Below are 20,028 nucleotides of genomic sequence, written 5' to 3'. Positions count from 1 at the left end.
AGTCCGAGCGGGCGCGGCCGGACGGCCGCTACGTCTCCCGGCTGGGCGGGTCGCCCTCCTGCGCGGTGTCGTCGGCGGGCTCCGCGGAACGTGGGGGCGCGGGTTCTCCCGCGGCGAGGTGGTCCAGTACCTCGGCGAGTTCCCCGCAGGCGTCCTGCACCGATCGCCGGGTGGCGCGCTGCTCGGAGACCATGGCCGACAGCATGAGCGCGGTCAGTGCGGCCGCACCGTTGAACGCCTGGAGTTTGACCATGACCTCGACAGCGGACAGGCCGACGAAAGCACCCTGCTGGGTGTTGGCCTCGTACGTCGTAAGCACGGACGCGAACAAGGCGCACAGCATGCTCCCCGCCAACTGGAAGCGCAGCGCCACCCAGATCAGCAGGGGGAAGACCAGGAAGAGCACGCTCATCTCCCCCAGTACGGCCAGCGGCACGACGACCAGGGCCACCGCGCTCAGGCACAGCATCTCCTTCCAGCGCCCGAGCCCGGCCGACTTCGTCGCCCCCACCGGCGCCAGCAGGAGCGGAGCGACGAGCAGGACACCCATCGCATCGCCCACCCACCACGCCAGCCACACCGGCCAGAACTCCCCCGTTCCCAGCGCACCGGTCGCCACCTGCGGCACGACACCTGCGGTCGCACTGATGAGCGTGGCGCCGAGCCCCCCGAGGAACGCCAGGGCGAGCCCGTCGCGCACGCGGGGGACGCCGATCCGGAATCCGGCTCTGCGCAGCATGAGGCAGGCGCAGACCGGAGCGAGGGTGTTGCCCGCCACGGTGACGAGCGAGAGCGGCTGAGGCACGGTGAGGGAGGCGATGACGAGGAAGGACCCGACGGCGATTCCGGGCCACACCCACAGGCCGCACACGAGCAGCGCGGCGAGGGCGATGCCGGTGGGCGGCCAGATGGGGGTGACCGTCGCCCCTTCGACGGTGAGCCCGCCGAGCAGCCCCAGACGTCCGGCCCCGAAGTACAGCAGGGCGACGGCCGATGTCGTGAGAACCGTCTTCACGGACAGGCGAAATCGACGAGTCACGCACACAGTAGCCATCAGACACCGCGCCGGCCGTTCCGGCCAGGCGGGCCGGCGGGCGGGTCCGCAGGCCCCGGGGCCGGGTCCGCGGGGCTCGGCGGGCCCCCGGCCTCGCGCGGCCCCCGGGCGAAGGACGGGAGCTGCCGCTGTCCGGCGTCGGCCTCGTGGCTGATGATCAGAACCGCGGCATCGTCCTCGTGCCCCACCCTGTCCGCCAACCGCATCACACCGTCCGCGAGGACACGGGCGCCGAGGCCGGCTCCTGCGTTGATCTCGGCGAGCCCCCGCACCCGTCGCAGACCCTCGTCCAGACTGAGCGACGGCCCCTCCACCACTCCGTCCGTCAGCAGCACCACCACGCTCCCCGCGGTGAGCCGATGACAGGTCACCGGATACTCGGCTCCTTCGAGCACGCCCAGCGGGGGTCCGCACTCGCCCTCCTCGGCACCGGACCGGCCGTCGGCCGTGGCCCAGATGTGCGGGATGTGGCCCGCCCGGGCGCACTCCAGCACGCCGGTCGCCGGGTCGAGCCGCAGAAAGGTGCAGGTGGCGAACAGGTCCGCGCCCAGCGAGACCAGGAGATCATTGGTACGGGCGAGCAGCTCCCCGGGATCGTTCGTCACATGGGCCAGGGCCCGCAGTCCCACCCGGACCTGGCCCATGAAGGCGGCGGCCTCGATGTTGTGCCCCTGGACGTCGCCGATGGACAGGCCGATGCGCCCGTCGGGCATGGTGAAGGCGTCGTACCAGTCGCCCCCGACGTAAAGCCCTCGGTGGGCGGGCACGTAGCCCACCGCGAGGCGGAAGCCGGGAGCCTCCGGCAGTTCCTGGGGAAGCATGCCGCGCTGCAGGGCGACCGCCAGCTCGACCCGTGACCGCTGCACTTTCGCCAGTTCCCGGGCCTGTGCGGTCAGGGCGCCGAGCCTGGTGAGAAGGGCGTCGCCCTCGTCGGCGTCGTGTGCGCGAAACATGCGATCGTCCCGGTTTCGTGAGGGGACCTCACGTCGGTCCAGTGGGCCCACGGTCAGGCGCGCCGGCGGCGTGGCCCTCTGACACAGTCTGCCGGTGGGCGGCCCCGCCCGCACCCCGTCGCCCCCGGGCGGCAGCGGACCGCCGTCTGCCGGCACGCGGGCGGCGCCCCCGTCGCGACCGTCACTTCCGTTCACAGGGCGGCGCGGGCAGTGGTGGCCGGAACGTCGATCGGACGACGAACGGGCGGTGATCCCGGCAGCTCGGTGCGGGGCGCACGACAGGAAGCCCGGCGCCTCCCGTGAACCGCATGGGTCAGGTGCCGCTCCCGCCCGCACGCCGCCGCCCCGAAAGGCCGCCCGACGTCTCTGGAGACGGACAAGCAGCTCGACCTCGCGATCTCCCTGCCCGTTTCCCGCCTCCGCACCCCGCCGGACACGTCCTCGCGGAGCCGCGGTGAGCCTCGCGCTGACGGGCCGGTGCCTGTGCCGCCCCGAGCGCGTCTACGCCGGCGGACGGGGGCCGACCACGAGGTCATGCGCGGGGGACGGCCGTGCTGTCGCCCGGGCGGTGGACGCTGAGGTCGCCGTAGGCCGACAGGACGCCGGCCAGGTCACCGGCTTTGTGCCGCAGGGCGGTGTCCAGAAAGGCGAGAGTGGTCGCGGCGACGACGCGCGGGCTCCCGGTGCGGCCCAGGGAGCCGACTACCGAGGGCACGGGCGGGAGGTACAGGGGGCCGTCCATGAAGGTGAGGTGCGCGGCGCCCGGGACGGTGAGCCGGTAGCTCGTCGCGGTGTTCCGCTCGAGGACCTCGGTGAGGCGGGGTACGTAGTGCGGGTCGGTCGCCGGGGTGACGGCCTGGGTGAGCGCGAGCGTCGGCTGGCGGAGGGCGGGCGAGGCGGGGCCGTGGGGGTAGCCGTCGAGGTCGATGACCGCGTCGAACCGGCGATCCTGCCGGGCTGCCTGCAGGGCGGCGGCGCCTCCCATGGAGTGGCCGGTCACCGCGGCCCGGCTGGTGTCCAGGCGTCCGGTCAGCGGGCCGGTGATCTCACCTCGGTGCAGACGGTCCAGCTGGGTGAGGACGAAGCTGAGGTCAGCGGCCCGGACCGCCGTCCAGTCGGCCGCCAGCCTGTTGTCCTTGTCCCGGTCGCCGGTGGAGGCGGTCTTGGTGTGGATCACCCGGCCGCCGGTGAGGACGACGGCGGCGGAGTCGTACGGGTGGTCGAGGGCGGCGACCACGTAGCCGTGACTGGCGAGTTCCTCCGCCCAGGCGGTGTTCTGGGTGCGCACCCCGCCCGACCCCGGCGAGAACAGTACGACCGGGAATCGTCCGCCCCTGCCGGCCACCGCGGCGTCGAAGACCGCACGGGTGCGGGCCCGCGGGGCGCCGTCAACCAGGAAGCCGGGCAGGCCGGCCTGGCGGGCGAGGGCGTCAGAGACGATGCGCGCCTCGTGCTCCGTGCGTCCCAGGTACTGAGCCCGCTGCGTGCCTGCGGGGCTCTTCTGCGCGGGATACCAGAGCTGGACCACGACCCCGCGCCGGTCCCCGGGGTCGGTGGTGAAGGTCTCGGGGCGGTGGGCGTCGGTCCACTGCACCACACGGGTGCCGACCGCGTAACGGCCCGACGGTTCGGGAAACACGGGTACGGGAAAGGACCAGGCCGCCACCGGGCCCGTGGCCATCAGGCCGACACAGGCAGCCGACCCCGGCAGCGCCAGCCACCACCGCGCCCGCCGCGCCGGCCGGCTGCCACGGCGTCGCAGGAGGGGGGAGAGGGCGAACGGCAGCGCGAGGGCACCGCCTGCCAGTACCGGCAGTAGCTGCCAGCGGATCCCCGTCGCGCTCAGCACGGTCGCGGACACCACCAGCACCGCCCCCGCCGCGATCGTGACGCGCGGGCGGGCAGCGGGGGGAAGCCAGCGCGCCACCACCAGCGCGACGGCGCTCAGCAGGGCAAGCAATTCCAGAGGGGACATGTACAGCCCCGTGACGATGTCGGTCATGCGGCCATCCTCAGCGTGGGGCGCACGCCGCCACATCGACCCCGGGTCGCCATCGCGTGCGACCGGAGTCGCAATCGCCGGCATGTCCCCCGTGCGACCGGAGTCGCAATCGAGCACGCCGTTTCAGCAGCCGCTTTGCGACTACGGGGGTAGCGGGACTCCTCCTGCGGTCGCATCTCGGCTCGGTGCCGTCAGACGGTGGACTCATGTTTCCGCTGAATCCGCGGCCTACCGTGACAGGGCCGCGAGACACGCCGGGCGGCCCGGGACCTCGCTCCCCTTGTCCGGCTCGGATCCGGCTGTACGCGGTGGCGGCCCCGGCCGGGGCCGCCGTGATGCTCGATCGACGGGGACATGTGATGACTCAGGCGGCTGCGGAAGCCGACAATGCCCTCTCTGCGCACCACCGGGACCGGGTGTGGCGGACGAAGACAGCCGCACGGCTGACGAGGTGCGCCGACCTGGCCTCCGTGCGAACGGGGCGGCTGGCGAGTGCCGCCCGGCGCTGGGGTCTTCGGCTGCCGCCAGCGGTGGGGGCCCTGCTGTTGCCGGCGCTGCTGCTGCTCAACGTCGTGACCACGCGCGCGCCGAGTGAGCTCCCGATGGCCGTGGCCCTCACCGCCGCCCTTGCGCTGCCCCTGGTGTGGCGGCGCCGGGCTCCGCGCACGGTGTTCGGCGTCGTGGCAGCCGCGGCCTTCGTCCAGTGGCTGGCGGACGTCCAACTGCCCGCGGACATGGCCTTGCTGGTGGCGCTCTACACCGTGGCCGCGAACTCGGGCCGGCGCAGCACGCTTGTCGCCGGTGCCGTCGTGGAGGGCGGGGCCCTGCTGGCCTGTCTGCGCTGGGCGGCCGAAGGCGCGTTCCTGACCCTCTTCGTCGCCGTGACGGCGTTGGTCGTCGCCTCCGCCGTCCTGGGGGTGAATGCGCGAACCACGCGCGCCTACCTCGCGGCCGTGGAGGACCGGGCCGCACGCCTGGAGCTGCAACAGGACCAGCAGGCGCGACTGGCCGTCGCCGAGGAGAGGACGCGTATAGCCCGGGAGGTGCACGACATCGTCAGCCACAACCTGTCCGTCATGGTCGCGCTCACCGACGCCGCCGTCTACGCGCAGCACCGGTCGCCCGACAAGGCCACCACCGTGATGCTTCAGATCTCCGAGACGGGCCGGCAGGCCCTGACCGACATGCGGCGCTCGTTGGGCATCCTGCGGACCGACGAACCGGACGCGGAACGCCACCCGTTGCCCGGCATCGCACAACTGGCAGCTCTCGCCGACCAGATGTGCGCCGCCGGACTGCCGACCCGCGTCGAGGTCCGGGGCGGCCACACCCACATGCCCAGCACCGCGCAACTGACCGTCTACCGCCTGGTACAGGAAGCCTTGACCAACACCCTCAAGCACACACCCACCGGCACACGCGCGCACGTCCGGATACGGTGCTCGCCCGAGACCGTCACCGTGGACGTCACGGACAGCGGCCCCCGCCCGCCGCTTCCGGGTGCCGGACCATCCGGCCACGGCATCCCCGGCATGCGCGAGCGCGCGGCCGCCTACGGGGGAGAACTGCAGACCGGACCGCTTCCGGGCGGCGGCTGGAGAACCCGCACCCGCCTCTTCCTCGGCAGCAGCGGAGCGGTGTCCGCATGACGATCCGCATCCTGATCGCCGACGACGAAGCACTGCTCCGTATGGCCTTCGGCACGGTCCTGGAGGCCCAGCCCGACATGGCGCCGGTCGGCGAAGCTCCGGACGGCACGGAGGCCGTACGCCTCGCCCGGGAGCTGCGCCCCGATGTCGTCCTCATGGACGTCCGGATGCCCGGGACCGACGGGATCGAGGCCACCCGGCAGGTCATCCGAGTCTCCCCGCGGAGCAGAGTGCTGATCCTCACCACCTTCGACCTGGACGAATACGCTTTCGCCGGCCTCAACGCCGGAGCCTCGGGCTTCCTGCTGAAGAACACCAGGCCCGAGGAGCTGCTCACCGCGATACGCAGCGTGGCCGCGGGCGACGCAGTGGTCTCCCCGCAGATCACCCGCCGCCTGCTGGAGAACCTCCGCCCGCACATCCCTGACGGCAACAGCCTCGCCCGCGACGAGCGGCTGAGCCGCCTCAGCGCTCGTGAGCGCGAGGTGCTCATCCGGGTGGGCCGCGGCCTGTCCAACACCGAGATCGCGGCCGCCCTGCACCTCGCGGAGGCGACCGTGAAGTCCCACCTCGGGCGAATCCTGCAGAAGCTCGAACTCCGGGACCGGATACAGGCCGTGATCTTCGCCTACGAAAGCCGCCTCATCGGCCCTTCATGACGCTGCCGCCCGGACGGCAACCGCCGCAGCGAGCGGCGCGTTGGCGGCCTCCTGTTGCTCGCGCACGACGAACTGGGCATTGACACCGCCGCGGCGGCGACGTCACGGAAGCGGCGGGCGGTCCAACGAACACAGCCGCATCACGTGGTTCGGCCGAGCCGACTCCGACGCCCTGAGGAGGGCACTTGACGCCATCCTCGCCCGCTGCAAGTGGCCAGGCGGGAAAGGAGACCAGGCCCCCTGCCTCCTCCTGAAGGGGAATCCCGCAGCCCTTCGCCTGCCTCACCCGTACGGCCAAGCGCGGCCGTGATGTTCAGGCGGCGTCCAGATGACGGGAGGATCGTGCGTGGCGTGCTGCCTTCGCCTGCCTGCCTCCCTGTATCACCCGCAAGTGACTGCGTCGCGCATGACGCGCTGGTTCGGTCTCCAGCAGGACCCGGTCCTCGATGCGGGTCATCACGAACAGCATCAGGCCCAGTGAGGGGAGCAGCAGAACTGCGACCACGATCACGACATTGCCTCCCAGCGAACAGATTCTCCGCGCGTTCCCGCCCTGGTGCCGGATACCGGCCCGGGATGTGAAGGCCCTGCGTAAGAGCGGCGAAGCGGCTGAGCACTCCGGTGCCCCCGCGTGCAGGGTGACTGGGGCGTGGCGCGGCACCTGCTCAACCGCCCTTGCTCTGCCCGGACTCGCCCGTCGGCCTGTCGGCCTGTCGGAATCGCGTCAACAGGACCTCTGCCGCGACCGCGGACAGAGTGCCGTGACCGTGCCGCACCCAGGCCAGAGAAGCGATCGCGCACCCGCACACGCGAACACCCCCCGAGCCCCCTGTGCCGGAAGGACGTCCACCCGTCCGCACCTCGCCCCCGAGGCGGCCCTGCTTCCTGTCCAGTCCGCCGAGCCGGTCGCCCAGGTTCGTACCGCGATCCGCGATGTGCTGCCCCGGCGTTCCCGAACCCGTCGAGTTGGCGGGCTCGCGTCTTCACCTGCCGGAACGGTGCTGCACCCTGCGGAAAACCGCGGGGTCGGAACTGCGGAGAACACCACCGAGGTGGACGGCAACCCTCATACCGGCACTGAGCAGCGCTTTCTAACTTCGAGGAAGAAGAAGGGGGCACCCGCCCCCGCCGTCCCCGCCAGCTTGGAGTCCCTGATGAACCTCACCGCCATGGCGCTCGCCCAGCAGCCCGCGGACGGCGTCGCCGGCTGGGCCGCCGGCCTCGTCGACACCATGGGCGGCCCGGGAGCCGGTCTCGCCATCGCCTTGGAGAACCTCTTCCCGCCGTTGCCCAGTGAGGTCGTCCTGCCGCTGACCGGCTTCGCCGCCGGTCAGGGGGTGCTGAGCCTGGCCTCGGCGCTCTTCTGGACAACGCTCGGTTCGGTGGTCGGGGCGGTGGCGCTCTACTGGATCGGAGTGCTCCTCGGCCGGGAGCGGATGCACGCGATCTGGGGGAAGCTGCCCCTGGTGAAGGCCTCCGACCTGGTCCGCACCGAGGAGTGGTTCTCCAAGCACGGGACGAAGGCCGTCTTCCTCGGCAGGATGGTGCCGATCTTCCGCAGCCTGATCTCGGTGCCCGCCGGTGTCGAGCGGATGCCGATGCCCCTCTTCATCATGCTCACCACGCTCGGCAGCCTCATCTGGAACGGCATCCTGGTGCTGGCCGGCTACTGGCTGGGCGACCAGTGGGACGTCGTGGAGACCTACGTCGGTGTCCTGTCGAAAGCCGTCCTGGTCATGGTCGTCGTCGCCGTCGTCGCCTACGTGGCGGTCCGTGTCCGCAGCCGCGGCCGGGCCCAGCACCGGCGCGCCTCGTGACCCTCGGCTTCCGTCCCACCGGTACGGCACTGCTGCCCGCACACCCCGGGCGATCTTGCCCGGGCTGTGCGGGCGCACTAATCTCGGGCCCCGTGCAGGGGGATCCAGCAGGTACCACGTCCAACCGACCGCCGAGGAATTCCGGCGGGCACGGCACCGGTGAGGACGAGACCGTCACCCGTACGACCATCCCGTCCTGGCCGCGCCGCGGGCTGGGGGCCCTCCTCGGCTGCGCGACCGCCCTGGTCGGCGCCCTCTACTTCCTCGTCGTCGGCGCGGCCCTCGGACCGTTCCTGCTCTGCCCGCGGACCCGCTCCGGCGCCCTGGAGATCCTGGTGGCCGGCGCCCGGCGCCTGGTCGGCCTCGAACGGGTCCGCCGCTCCGCCTTCTTCGGCGATCTCTTCCCCGAGCACTACAAGGTCTCGGACCAGAAGATCCTGCGCTACCTCGCGATCCGCAGCTGCACGGGACTGCTGTGCGGAGTGGTCATCGGACTGCTCGTCTTCGGCGGCGTCCTGGCCGGCGTCCTGACCACCGGCGTCGTACGGGGCACCCTCGGCTGGGACGAACTGCTCACCCAGATCCTCCTCGGCGGCGTGCTGCTCTTCCTCGACGTCCAGGGGCTCTCCTCGCTGGCCGCGCTCGACGCCCGTATCGCCCGTGAGTGCTTCGGCCCCTCGGAGCGGGAGCTGCTCCGGCGGCGTATCGACGAACTCGCCACCAGCCGGGCCGCGGTCGTCGAGGCCGTCGACGCCGAACGCCGGCGCATCGAGCGCGATCTGCACGACGGGGTCCAGCAGCGTCTGGTCGCGCTCGCCATGCTGATCGGCCGGGCACGCCGGGGCCGTGACCCCGAACAGGCCGACGCGCTGCTGCTCCAGGCACACGAGGAGTCCCAGGGCGTGCTGACCGAACTGCGCGAGGCGGCCTGGCGGGTGTACCCGTCGGCGCTCGACAGTCTCGGTCTCGAAGAGGCGATCGGCGGCGTCGCGGAACGGTGCAGCATCCCGCTGCGGACCCGTTTCGACGTCGACGCCCCGCTGCCCCGGCCGGTGGAGACCGCCGCCTACTTCGTGGTGTCGGAGTCCGTGACGAACGCGGCCAAGCACTCCTCGGCCTCGGCGATCTCGGTGGCGGTGGCGCTCGACGGGGTGCGGCTCACCGTGCGGGTCGAGGACGACGGCACGGGCGGCGCGAACGAGACCGGCAGCGGGCTGACGGGACTGCGCAGCCGGGTGGCCGCGCTCGACGGCGTGCTGCACGTCCACAGCCCCCTCGGGGGACCGACCACCGTCACCGCGGAGCTTCCATGCGCGTAATCCTGGCCGAGGACTCGACCCTGCTGCGAGAGGGCCTGGTCAGGCTGCTCGTCGAGGAGGGCCACGAGGTACTGGCGGCCCTGGGCGACGCGGTGACGCTGCTCAAGGAGGTCGAGGAGCAGCGGCCGGACATCGTCGTCGTCGACATCCGGATGCCTCCGACGCACACGGACGAGGGGCTGCGGGCGGCCGTCGAGATCCGGGAGCGCTGGCCCGAGGTCAGCGTGCTCGTACTCTCGCAGCACATCGAGCGGAACTACGCGGCCAAGCTCCTGGCGTCCAGCGCGGAGCGGGTCGGCTACCTCCTGAAGGACCGGGTGGCGCAGGTCGAGGAGTTCCTCGACGCGCTGGAGCGGATCCACGCCGGCGGGGCGGCGATCGACCCGGAGGTCGTACGGCAGCTGGTCATCCGCACCACGCACGGGGACCCGCTGGCGCGGCTGACGCCCCGGGAGCGCACGGTCCTGGAGGCGCTCGCACAGGGGCACACGAACACGGCGATCGCGCAGAAGCTGCACATCTCGCTGAGTTCGGTGGAGAAGAACCTCAACGCCGTCTTCGACAAGCTGGAGCTGTCCCGCACCACCGGGTACAACCGACGGATCCTGGCGGTGCTCCGCTACCTGGAGTCATAGCTCCGGGGAGCGGGCGGGACGGGCCGTCCCCGCCGATGCGGCGGGGACGGCCCGCAGCACGCCTGCGCGAAGGCGCACGGGTCCAAGGGCGTCATCCGGCGACTGCTGGGCCTGGAGGCGCCCCTCCCGCCCCGCCCTCGGGGGGAGTTCGAGGAGGACGCCGAAGGCCACGCGGTCCTCCGGCGCGAACCCGGTGGGCTCGAAGACGGTGACCACTTCCGGCGGTCCGCCGCGAGCTGGGGCGGTTCTCCTCCTGGAGGACCTCGACCGCGGTTTGTTCGCGCCGCTCGCCCCTACTTCTTGCAGAACGACGCGTCCAGCACCGCCAGCGCGTGTTCCGGGCCCTGCGGCGTCGGAGCCGCGTTCGCCGTGAGGGCGATGGCAGTCGCGCGGCCGTCGTCCGTGACGCCGATGCGGGTGGCGTGGCCCGGGATGTCGCCGCCGTGGCCCCACATCACGCCGCCGCAGCTCAGCGCCGTGCTCATCACCCCGAGCCCGTAGCGAACCTGCTTGCCGTTCCACTGGTCGGGCACCGCGACGGTCGTACGCATCTGCTTGATCTGCGCGGGCTTCAGCAGCTTGCCGTCGAACAGGGCCTTGAAGAACCGGTTCAGGTCACTGGGCGAGGAGACGATCTGTCCGGCGGCCCAGCTCCACGACGGGTCCAGTTCGGTGACGTCGACCAGCGGCGCTCCCGGCTTCGAAGAGTGGTACGCCTTCGGGTGCTTGCCGCGGATGCGCTGCTCCCCGACGTTCGGGAAGTACGTGTGCCGCAGCCCCGCGCGGTCGATGACGCGGCGCGTGATCTCCTCAGCCAGCGGACGCCCGGTGACCTTCTCGACCAGCAGCCCCGCGAGCACGTAGTTGGTGTTGCTGTACGACCACTTCTCCCCCGGCGCGAACAGGGCCTCGTGCTCCAGCGCGCCGTCCAGGAGCGCGCGCGGCTGGTAGTAGGTGTGGAGGTCCTTGCCGAGCAGGTCGTCGAGCATGTGCTCCGTGTAGTTCGGCACGCCGCTGGTGTGGTTGAGGATCTGCCGGACCGTGATCTTGCGGCCGTCGATGCCCTTGCCGCGCACCAGCTTCGGCAGGTACTTCTCGATGGGGGCGTCGAGGTCGACCTTCCCCTCGCCGACGAGTTGCAGCACGACGGCCGCGACGAAGGTCTTGGTGTTGCTGCCGGCTCGCACCTGGCCGTCGACGGGGGCGGGCGCACCGGTTCTCACGTCGCCCGTGCCGTATGCGTAGTTGCGGGTCTTCCCGTCCCGGTCGACGGTGGCGGCCAGAGCCGCCGGGTACTTGTCCTTCTGGACGAGGCCGGACAGCCCCTGGCGCAGCGCGGCGTCCCGCGTGTCGGACGCGGCGGCGGTGGCCGCCGGGGTCGCGGTGGACGCCGCGGATGCGGGCAGGACGCTTCCGGCGGCGAGCGCGGCAGCGAGCACGGCCACCGCCGCGATGCCGCGACGGCGCGCGGCCGGGGTCAGGACCCGCGCGGGCGTCTCGGGCTGCCGGGGAGAACGGTCGGCGGAACGATCGGACATGGAGAACCTTCCTGGGACACGGACGTCGGACGCGGTGCGCGGCCGGACCCCTCAAGGCTCTCCGTTCAAGATCCACAAACCCATACGGGCAGCAGGTACATCGTCCCGGGGGAAATCCCCACCGTCGGCGGCAGTCGTTGCGCCCTGCGACCGCATGGGCGAGTTCGCTTCCGTCGCAGGCGCGCTGATCCGTCTCCGGACGGACCTCAGAGCCGGTGGTCCGGAGAACGCCGGAGGTGGCTCGGGACCGCCGCCCCCACCGGGCCCCGCCGCAGCCGTGGAGCCGCGGCGGGCCCCCGTCGCCCCGGGCAAAGCAGGCCGGGCCTGTACGCCTCGCTCCGGCCCGAGTCCGCAGGCGGGTTCCAGAACCTACGACCGCACTTGCCCTGCCCGGCCCGCGCACCGAAACCCGCAGCTCCGGCCCAGGAAGACCTCCCGGCACGGAGAACCGCCGCCGACCGCTGCCGGACCGGAGTGCACCCCGGGTCCCTCGTCCTCTGGCTCCGCGGCCCGCTCAAGGCCCTTCGGGCGGAGGCGGTCTAGTAGGGACGCGCCATTCCGGAGAAGGCCGGGGCGAGCTTCTCCTGGGCGGAGCGGGGGAAGGCGACCGTGCGCGGGTCGCCGTCGGACACGTACCAGCTCTTCTGCGCGGCGAGCCGGTCCAGCCAGCGTGCGGAACCCAGTTCGGCGTCCTCGTCCTTGGGGCCGGCCGAACGGATCCGTGGGATCGCGGTGGGCTTGAAGTCCTTGGCGAACGGCGAGACCGCGGGGTTGGAGCCGACGAGGTAGACCCCGTCGTAGCGGTAGCCGGGGCCCCGCGCGGCCACCGAGGCCGGCTGGGGCATCGCCCCGAAGGGCAGGGCCAGCGAGGTGACGGCGGTTCCCGGGGCGGCCTTCTCGATCGCCTGCTGACCGGCGGCGATGGCGCGGGCGGCGCCCGCCTGGTCCAGGGAGCGGAGGTTCTGGTGCTGATCGGTGTGGTTGCCGACCTCGTACCCGTGCTTTGTCAGCCAGGTCAGCGCCTTGCCGGGGCCGGTGGCCCCGAAGGCGTCCGCGTTGACGAAGAACGTGGCCACCGGCTTGAAGGCGGGGTACTTGCGCGCCGTCTCCGCCAAGATCGCGGCGGCCGTGCCGGGGACGGGCTCACCGTTGTCGCCGAGGCGGAGCTGGCTGTTGGTCGAGTCGTCGAAGGTGAGGACCACCGGGTGCGTTCCGGCCGGTGTGGCGATGCGGCCCTTCTGGAAGTCCCGGGCGGTGACCGGCACGTACTTCTCGCGGGCGAGGCGTTCGAGCTCGGCCCGGAAGTCGGCCGGAGTGCGGTCGTAGACGCTCGCGGGCTTCTCGGTGAGCTGGTGGTACATCAGGACCGGTACTTGGCCGAGCTCGTTGACGCCCAGTTCCGCCGGGTTCACCGCCGCGGCGGAACTCGCTGCCGCGGGAGAGGCGGCTGCCGGTCGGCCCACGGCGGCCGGTGGCGCTCCCGAGGAGCAGCCGGTGGTGAGCAGGGCGGCGCCGGTGAGGACGCAGAGCGGGAGCAGGGCATGACGCATGGTGGGAAACCTCCAAGACGGACGTGTCGCGTCATCCCTACCGGCCTGGGGATTTCCCGTACCGCACGGCCCCCGGATGGCGCAGCCGCCGCGCGGCGACGGCGTACGCCCGACCGGGTGGGATCGACGCGAATCGGTAGTGGTGGCGCAGCCGCGCGGCAATCAGTGAAAGGACATCCCCCAGCCACCCAGCGCTGAAGGACACGAAGGGCACCAAGATGGCTATGCGCGGCATATCGGACCCCGAGCCCACCCCCCGTCGGCGACGCCGTACGGGCAAACGCACTCTGTTGGCGACGGCCGGCCTGCTCGCCGTGACCGGGGCCGGCGTCGGAGCATGGACGCTTCTGAGCCCCGGCCCCGGCGTGCAGGGTCTGGCCGACGGAGACGTGCTGGACAAGCGCCGGGCCGCGCAGGTGAACGCTTACCTGGACACCGCCGACGGCGCCGAGGGCCTGCGCACCACCCTCGACGGCAGAGCCGTGCCCGCCAAGCCGGAGGGCGACAGGCTGAAGCTCGCGCTTCCGCGCCTGACCGAGGGGCAGCACACCCTGGTGATCGAGGGTGACGGCGGATTCCCGTTCGGCTCCTCCCGGGAGGTCGTGGACTTCACCGTGGACACCACCGCTCCCGAGTTGGCGGTCGCGAACCCCGAGGTGAAGAAGTCGGACGAACCGGTGACGCTCACCGGGAAAGCCGCCGCAGGATCGACGGTGACCGTCGACGGCAAGGAGGTTCCCGTCGACGAGGCCGGTGCGTTCCGGGTGACCGTGCCCAAGGGGACGCCGACGGTCCAGGTGGCCGCCGTCGACCGCGCAGGCAACACCACGACCCGCTCCGTGTCGGCCCAGGGCCGTCGGCCCGTCATCCGGGCCGCGCACATCACCGCCATCGGCTGGGGCGACGACACTCTGCGCAAGGGCGTCCTCGACCTCGTGCGCAGCGGCAAGCTCAACGCCGTACAGCTGGACGTGAAGGACGAGGACGGCGAGGTCGGGTACGCCTCGCAGGTGCCGCTGGCGCGCAAGGTCGGCGCGGCCAAGGGCTATTACGACGCGCGCAAGGCGGTGGCGGAGATCCACGCGGCCGGCGCCCAGGTCATCGGGCGCATCGTAGCCTTCCGCGACCCCAAGCTCGCCACGGCGGCCTGGAAGTCCGGCCAGCGCGACCAGGTCGTACTGACCTCGGGCGGGCAGCCCTACGGCGGCGGCAACTACGGCGCCCTCGCCTTCACCAACTTCGCCGACCCCACGGTCCGCAAGTACAACCAGGACCTCGCCGTCGAAGCGGCCAAGCTCGGTTTCGACGACATCCTGTACGACTACGTGCGCCGCCCCGACGGCCCGCTGTCGGGCATGCGCTTCCCCGGCATCGGCTCCCGCACGCCGGAGCAGGCCATCACCTCGTTCGTCGCCGACACCCGGACGGCGATGCGCTCGACCGGCAAGTACCTCGGGGTCTCCGTCTTCGGCATAGCGGCCACCCGGCCCACCGAGATCGCCCAGGACATCCCCGCCCTGGCCAAGGTGAGCGACTACATCGCGCCGATGGTCTACCCGTCCCACTGGGGTCCGGGAGAGTACGGGGTGGCCAACCCCGACACCGCTCCGTACGCGATCGTGCAGCGCTCTCTCGCCGACTTCGCCCGGCAGACGAAGGGCACCCAGAGCGAGGTGGTCCCGTGGCTGCAGGACTTCTCCATGGGGAGCACCTACGGCCCGGCCCAGGTGGCCGAGCAGATCAAGGCCGCCGCGGCGAACAAGATGAACTCCTTCATCCTCTGGAACGCCGGGGCCCGCTACCAGGGCGCGGCACTTCAGGCGATCGCCGCGCGCTGAGCCGGGGAAGGCCAGGGTCCGTCCACACGTCCGAGCTCCCGGTCTGAGTCCGGGGGCCGGACGTCGTGCCGGACCGCAGCCGCCACCGCCGATGGCCGGTGTGCGGGAGGGGGACGGGGCAAGTCACCGCAGGGGGTGGTCTTCACCGCCGCCGCCCGGCGCCGGTGACGCTCGGAGCCCGGTAGGTTCGCGCCGGTCACGCAGACGGCACGAACCCGCCGGGCTTCCGGGTGTCACCGGTCTCCGGGGTGTTCTGGCAGGGGCTGTTCGACGCCGGGTCCCGCCTTCCGCAGCAGGTCCGTCAGTTCGGCGCGCGGGGTCACGATGCCCCTGCCGTCCTGGGCCGCGGGCCGGGGTCCCAGTCGTACGAGCGCCCCGCCGTGAGGTCGAGTGCCGCTTGGCGCATCGGGGCACTCTTCCCATTTCAGTGGCGGGCATCGCCTGCCCCCGCTCACGGGCAGCTCGCCCGTGACGACTGGGCGCGATGCCCGTGGAACCGCGCGCGGTCGCACACCGACCAGTGTGTCCCTCCCTTTCCCCGACGGTGGAATCTGCCGTCGGAGCGGACGGGCGTCGGCACGCTGCCGTGAGCAGGACACGCACCTTGCCCGCTTGGGAGTTCCCGCACTCATCGAGCCGCTGCCCCCATTGCTGCACCAACCGTTGCCCGTCGCGCAGGCACGTCCTGACTGTGCGTCGCAGCAGCGGCCGGGCCCTGAGCAGGTGCAGGGGCTTTCAGGCGGCCCGGAGTTCACCCTTCGTGTTTCTGCTGGCTCCGGTCATGGGCTGGTCAGGCGTTCATGGCCAGGTCGTAGAAGGTCGCGAGGGCCTTGTCGATGGGGTGGGGCTCGGGGCGGCCCGAGGCGTCGAGGGTGTTCCATCTCTGGAGGTTCAACGCGAGGGCGAGTTGGCGTTGGCCGTCGGTTCGGATCAGGGCCAGGGTGCCACCGCCCCAGACGGTGCCGCCGTGGCCCCAGAAGGTCTGCCCACCGGAGGACTCGACCGGGTGGAGGCCGAGGCCGTAGGGGATGGTACTGAGTTCCTGCGAGACGACCTGGGTGGTCTGCTGCATTTCCGTCAGGGAGGACGGGGAGATGATCGTGCCGGACAGGAGGGCCGCGTAGAAGCGGTTGAGGTCGGCGACGGTGGATGTCAGGTTGGCCGACGGGCCCGCGTAGGACATGTCGAAGACGCTGTAGTCGCGGGGCGGGTCGATCTTGCCGAACCAGGACTCGTAGAGACGTGAGTGCGGGCCGTCGATGTGGGGGCCGGTCGGGAACTCGGTGTCGTGGAGGCCGGCGCGCCGGATGACGTTCTCGGTGATGCAGTCCTCGGCGGGGATGCCCGTGACGTGTTCGAGGAGGGCTGCGAGGAGCAGGTAGTTGGTGTTGGAGTAGAGGCCCGGGGCGCCGCCCGGCGGGCCGAAGGCGGGGGCCGTAACACCCAGCCTGATCAGGTCGGTGCGGTCGAAGTGGGTGTGGCGGTGCTCGTCGAAGCACTCGGGGGTGGTGCGCGCGAGGTCGGGGAAGGCCCGGAGCGAGGTGTAGACGTACGGCAGGTACTCGGCGAGGCCGCTGGTGTGGTTGAGCAGCATCCGCACCGTGATCGCCTCGCCGGGTGACCCGGGCACCAGGTGCGGGAGGTAGGCGCCGATCGGGGTGTCGAGGCCGATGGTGCCTCTTTCGGCCTGTTGCAGGACCGCGGCGGCGGTGAAGGTCTTGGTGACGCTGCCGATGCGGTGCTTCATGTCGGCGCTGACGGGCCGGCCGGTGGTGCGGTCGGCGACTCCGGCGGCGCCGCGCCAGGTCTCGTCGCTGTTGCGTATCTCGGCGAACAGGCCCGGTACTCCGGCGTGGTGGACGTCTTCGAGGGCTTCGTTCAGTGCTGTGGCATCGAGCGGGTTCCGCATGGCGAAGCGGGTCCTTTCGTCGTCGCAGGGCGGGATGCACCTGTCGGACCGGTGTCCCTCCGGCGGGCAGCAAGGCACGGCCGGCATGGCGGCGCGACTCCTCGGTGGCTGCGCGGCATGCCGTCGTCCTCATTATGCACGCGGTGCGTGCAACGCCAAGTGCATTGCCGTGGGCGTGAGTTAGGGTGAGAGCCGGACGAGAGGAGCATCATGGCGGGGCGCAGGCGCTGGTCGACCGAGGAGATCTTGGATGCGGCCGCGGAGCTGCTGCGTACGAGCGACGCGGACGCGTTCAGCCTGCGCAAGCTGGCCACGGTCCTCGGGACCGACTCCTCCAGCCTGTACCGGCACTTCCGCAGCAAGACCGAGCTGATGCGGGCGGTCGCCGACCGGGTGCTGTTCGCCGCCATGGACGGCCGGCAGGTCGAGTCCGGAGGGGACTGGAAGCAGCACATCACCGCCCTGGCGCTGCGGGTGCGGGAGGCCTTCGGGGAGCAGCCGCAACTTGCCGCGGTGTGGGGTCGGTACGCGTCGAGCGGCGCCGGTTCCCGCATGGTCATGGAGGAAGTGCTGCAGGCGCTGCGCAAGTCGGGGGTGCCGGACGCGGACGTTCCCGTGTACTACCACCGGATCGTGGTGTTGTTCTCCGCGTTGATCGCTTCCGAGGCCTCGCTCGTCGCGAGCGATTCGGCGGAGTACGAACAGGGGATGGAGCTGTTCCGGGTCGCGGTGCTGGGCGCCGACCCTGAGCGTTTTCCGGCCCTGGCCCACTTCGCGCGTGACATCCGGCCGCTCGGGGTGGACCGTCGGGCCGCGTTCGAGGAGATCCTCGCGGTCCAACTGGCGCACATTGAGGCTGCGGGGCGGGTGAAGTAGCCGGAGGCTGGATGTGTCGCGCACGGAGGGAGGCGCAGGAGGTTTCCTTGTGCGGCGTCGACCCCGAGTTCGACCGTGTCGCGCGCCGAGGGGCGGGAGCCTAGCCTGTGGTGCTCGACTGCGTACACCGCGTGTCACTTGTAGCGCGGTGGTGGATTGTGCGTGAGCCGCCGCTTCCATCTGCCGAAGCTTCTTCCATCCTGGTGCTCAGCGGCGCTCCCACTGCCTTTCCGAAGGGGGGCCGCCCTGCCCGGAAACCGGTCTCGGGCCACGGCCTCATGAGCATGAACACCGCTATCGTGCAGTCGTGACCGGTTCGCAACTGCCTCTTCTCTTTCTCGATGTCGATGGGCCACTCATTCCCTTCGGGGCAACCCGGCAACAGCTTCCGAACGGATACCCGACCTACCGGTCCCGGCACTACAGGCCGAGAGGCGACGCGAGTCCGCTGATCACCCGGATCAATCCGGCGCACGGACCCCGGCTGATGGCGCTGCCGTGCGAGCTCGTATGGGCCACCACGTGGATGCACGACGCGAACGACTGCCTCGCCCCGTGGCTCGGCCTGCCCGAGCTCCCCGTGGTGGACTGGGCCGAGCCGTCCCCCAAAGACGAGCAGAACGGGCTTCATTGGAAGACCGTCGACCTCTTTCGATGGGCGGCCGGACGCCCCTACGCCTGGCTCGACGACGAAATCACAGATGCCGACCATGCCTGGGTGGAAGCACACCAGCCAGGGCACGCCCTCCTGCATCGTGTCGACCCCCGACATGGACTTACGGACGAGGACTTCACCGTCCTTGATCACTGGCTGAGGCAGCATCAGGGTTAATGGGCTCATTCTTCCCGTTCGGTGAGGTCCATCACGTACGTGCGCCATTTCGCGCCGGTCTCCCGCCAGCGCGGGTCGCCTCGAAGACTTCTCCCGCGCATGCCTGGGCCCACCAGCTCGCCCCACTCATTCAGGGGGTGCTTTTTTCTGATGTCACGAAGTGCCCGGACAGGCACCCGCGGACATGCTCCTCACGCAGCTCGCCATGACAGTGCAGGGCCCCGCTGTGACCGGCGAAGCCATGCCCGCCGCCCTACGCCTTGACGGCAATGGCGGGCGCGGGCAGGTCGACGAGGCGGGCGATGGCGGCTGTGACGGCAGCGCAGTGGTCAGGGAGGTGTCTGGAGGCCCAGTCGGCTGCCAGAGCCAGGAAGTCGGCGAGGTCGCGCTCGGCACCGGCGAGCAGGTCGTGGAGCTCAGCGACGGACAGCTCGATCACCGGACTGTCGCTTTGCTCGGCGTTGACGGTGAGCCGGACGGTGTCGCCGAAGCGCTCCGCGATCGGTGACACGGGGTCGTGGCCGAAGCCGAGCACGACGCGACCGGCGACATCTGACGGTCCCGGTTGATCGTCGCATTGGCGAGGCAGCGGTGCGGGGTGGCGCTGTGCCGTGCTCAGTTGATCGTTCGGTTCCGTTTTGACGGGCATTTCTGAGGCGGACGGAAGCGTTGCTCAACAGCCGCTCTGGTGTTGCTCGTCGCTCTCGATACGCGGTTGGTGCCGCACGTGCAAGTGAAGTCGTACGCGGCAGGCCCGCTCCCCCGGCCTGCGTCGACGCCCTCCGCGCGGGATCACGCCCCCGCCGCGTCCAGCAGCAGCTCCGCCGCCGCTTTCGCCTGCTGGGCGGTGTCGGGCGCGCCCGTGATGGCGGCCGTGGCCATCGCACCGTTGGCCAGCAGGGCGAGCTGGGCGGCGAGCGGCTCCCTGGCGGTGGGCGGAACATCCGTTTCCGCCAGGAGTTCGGCCAGGCGGGAGCGGAGGCCGAGCTTGTGGCCGCGGGCGACGGTGGCGACGCTTTCCGAGACGCCGCCCATCTCGCCGTACGTGTTGATGAAGACGCAGCCCCGGAAGGCGGGGTCGGTGAACCAGTCGGCCAGGAAGTCGAACACGGCCAGCACCCGGGCGCGCGGGTCTTCGCCGCTCGCGACATAGCCCTCGACGCCCGCGTTCACCGCCTCGTCGCGGCGGCGCAGCACCGCCTCCAGCAGGTCCGACTTCGAGGGGTAGGCCTGGTAGAGCCGCTTGAGCGAAACGCCCGACGCGGTGCGGATGGCGTCCATGCCGACGGACTGCACGCCGCGCTCGTTGAACAGGGCCTCGGCCGCGTCCAGGACGCGGATCTCGGCGGTCTCCGGGTCCATTCCCTGATCATCCCTTGCATTGAGAACCATCGTTC

At 71.4% G+C, this 20,028-nt stretch carries 17 protein-coding genes; 8 read left to right on the top strand and 9 right to left on the bottom strand.

Annotated features, from left to right (window positions below; all coding sequences use genetic code 11):
* Positions 1 to 28 precede the first annotated feature (28 nt).
* The 3 genes from ACIP93_RS17180 to ACIP93_RS17170 all read right to left on the bottom strand — a co-directional run bounded on the left by ACIP93_RS17180 (position 29) and on the right by ACIP93_RS17170 (position 4,009).
* The gene (locus ACIP93_RS17180; protein WP_401759619.1) at positions 29 to 1,054 is read right to left on the bottom strand and encodes an MASE1 domain-containing protein; all 1,026 of its coding nucleotides are present in this window, start codon (positions 1,052 to 1,054) and stop codon (positions 29 to 31) included.
* Complete coding sequence (locus ACIP93_RS17175) at positions 1,054 to 2,007, bottom strand: PP2C family protein-serine/threonine phosphatase (protein WP_401759616.1); 954 nt, start codon at positions 2,005 to 2,007, stop codon at positions 1,054 to 1,056. The genes ACIP93_RS17180 and ACIP93_RS17175 overlap by 1 nt, the downstream gene beginning before the upstream one ends.
* Before the next feature lie 532 nt (positions 2,008 to 2,539).
* Positions 2,540 to 4,009 carry an alpha/beta hydrolase family protein gene (locus tag ACIP93_RS17170; RefSeq protein WP_401759613.1) on the bottom strand — a complete coding sequence of 490 codons (1,470 nt, stop codon included), beginning with the start codon at positions 4,007 to 4,009 and terminating at the stop codon, positions 2,540 to 2,542.
* A 359-nt stretch (positions 4,010 to 4,368) separates the two neighbouring features.
* On the opposite strand from ACIP93_RS17170, the gene ACIP93_RS17165 reads away from it, so the two are divergent.
* Entirely contained in the window at positions 4,369 to 5,658 is a 1,290-nt protein-coding gene (locus ACIP93_RS17165; RefSeq protein ID WP_401759610.1) for a sensor histidine kinase, read from the top strand.
* The gene (locus ACIP93_RS17160; protein ID WP_401759607.1) at positions 5,655 to 6,317 is read left to right on the top strand and encodes a response regulator; all 663 of its coding nucleotides are present in this window, start codon (positions 5,655 to 5,657) and stop codon (positions 6,315 to 6,317) included. The genes ACIP93_RS17165 and ACIP93_RS17160 overlap by 4 nt, the downstream gene beginning before the upstream one ends.
* A 313-nt stretch (positions 6,318 to 6,630) precedes the next feature.
* Here ACIP93_RS17160 and ACIP93_RS17155 read toward each other — a convergent pair whose 3' ends face one another.
* Positions 6,631 to 6,828, bottom strand: a complete 198-nt coding sequence (locus ACIP93_RS17155) for a hypothetical protein (protein WP_345218931.1) — start codon at positions 6,826 to 6,828, stop codon at positions 6,631 to 6,633.
* Between the two features lie 643 nt (positions 6,829 to 7,471).
* Here ACIP93_RS17155 and ACIP93_RS17150 point away from each other — a divergent pair.
* The 3 genes from ACIP93_RS17150 (at position 7,472) to ACIP93_RS17140 (ending at position 10,088) form a co-directional block, all read left to right on the top strand.
* Complete coding sequence (locus ACIP93_RS17150; protein ID WP_401759603.1) at positions 7,472 to 8,134, top strand: DedA family protein; 663 nt, start codon at positions 7,472 to 7,474, stop codon at positions 8,132 to 8,134.
* A 188-nt stretch (positions 8,135 to 8,322) separates the two neighbouring features.
* Entirely contained in the window at positions 8,323 to 9,453 is a 1,131-nt protein-coding gene (locus ACIP93_RS17145; protein ID WP_401759778.1) for a sensor histidine kinase, read from the top strand.
* Complete coding sequence (locus ACIP93_RS17140) at positions 9,444 to 10,088, top strand: response regulator transcription factor (protein WP_345218927.1); 645 nt, start codon at positions 9,444 to 9,446, stop codon at positions 10,086 to 10,088. The genes ACIP93_RS17145 and ACIP93_RS17140 overlap by 10 nt, the downstream gene beginning before the upstream one ends.
* Positions 10,089 to 10,381: 293 nt before the next feature.
* On the opposite strand, the gene ACIP93_RS17135 is transcribed toward ACIP93_RS17140, so the two are convergent.
* Complete coding sequence (locus tag ACIP93_RS17135; RefSeq protein ID WP_401759599.1) at positions 10,382 to 11,626, bottom strand: serine hydrolase domain-containing protein; 1,245 nt, start codon at positions 11,624 to 11,626, stop codon at positions 10,382 to 10,384.
* A 539-nt stretch (positions 11,627 to 12,165) separates the two neighbouring features.
* The gene (locus ACIP93_RS17130; RefSeq protein WP_401759596.1) at positions 12,166 to 13,176 is read right to left on the bottom strand and encodes a polysaccharide deacetylase family protein; all 1,011 of its coding nucleotides are present in this window, start codon (positions 13,174 to 13,176) and stop codon (positions 12,166 to 12,168) included.
* 224 nt (positions 13,177 to 13,400) lie between these two features.
* On the opposite strand from ACIP93_RS17130, the gene ACIP93_RS17125 reads away from it, so the two are divergent.
* Positions 13,401 to 15,014: a putative glycoside hydrolase gene (locus ACIP93_RS17125; protein ID WP_345218921.1), complete on the top strand. Its 1,614-nt coding sequence runs from the start codon at positions 13,401 to 13,403 to the stop codon at positions 15,012 to 15,014.
* A gap of 790 nt (positions 15,015 to 15,804) precedes the next feature.
* Here ACIP93_RS17125 and ACIP93_RS17120 read toward each other — a convergent pair.
* Positions 15,805 to 16,923, bottom strand: coding sequence for a serine hydrolase domain-containing protein (locus ACIP93_RS17120; RefSeq protein WP_401759593.1), 1,119 nt, complete (start codon positions 16,921 to 16,923; stop codon positions 15,805 to 15,807).
* Between the two features lie 210 nt (positions 16,924 to 17,133).
* Here ACIP93_RS17120 and ACIP93_RS17115 point away from each other — a divergent pair, with 210 nt between their 5' ends.
* Positions 17,134 to 17,799 (top strand): TetR/AcrR family transcriptional regulator, encoded by a 666-nt coding sequence (locus tag ACIP93_RS17115; RefSeq protein ID WP_401759590.1) that lies wholly within the window; start codon positions 17,134 to 17,136, stop codon positions 17,797 to 17,799.
* 307 nt (positions 17,800 to 18,106) lie between these two features.
* A complete protein-coding gene (locus tag ACIP93_RS17110) occupies positions 18,107 to 18,631 on the top strand; it encodes an HAD domain-containing protein (protein WP_401759588.1) in 525 nt (174 codons plus the stop codon).
* A 253-nt stretch (positions 18,632 to 18,884) separates the two neighbouring features.
* Here the strand turns inward: ACIP93_RS17110 and ACIP93_RS17105 are convergent, their stop codons facing one another.
* On the bottom strand, positions 18,885 to 19,142 hold the full coding sequence (locus ACIP93_RS17105) for a hypothetical protein (protein ID WP_401759585.1): 258 nt from the start codon (positions 19,140 to 19,142) through the stop codon (positions 18,885 to 18,887).
* A gap of 281 nt (positions 19,143 to 19,423) precedes the next feature.
* A complete protein-coding gene (locus ACIP93_RS17100) occupies positions 19,424 to 19,993 on the bottom strand; it encodes a TetR/AcrR family transcriptional regulator (protein ID WP_345218905.1) in 570 nt (189 codons plus the stop codon).
* Positions 19,994 to 20,028 lie beyond the last annotated feature (35 nt).

Origin of the sequence: Streptomyces sp. NPDC088745 (genome assembly GCF_044751045.1) — a bacterium.
Classification (GTDB): domain Bacteria; phylum Actinomycetota; class Actinomycetes; order Streptomycetales; family Streptomycetaceae; genus Streptomyces; species Streptomyces cremeus.
Note: the sequence above shows the minus strand (reverse complement) of the source record. Positions and strands in the feature narration are given on the sequence as shown.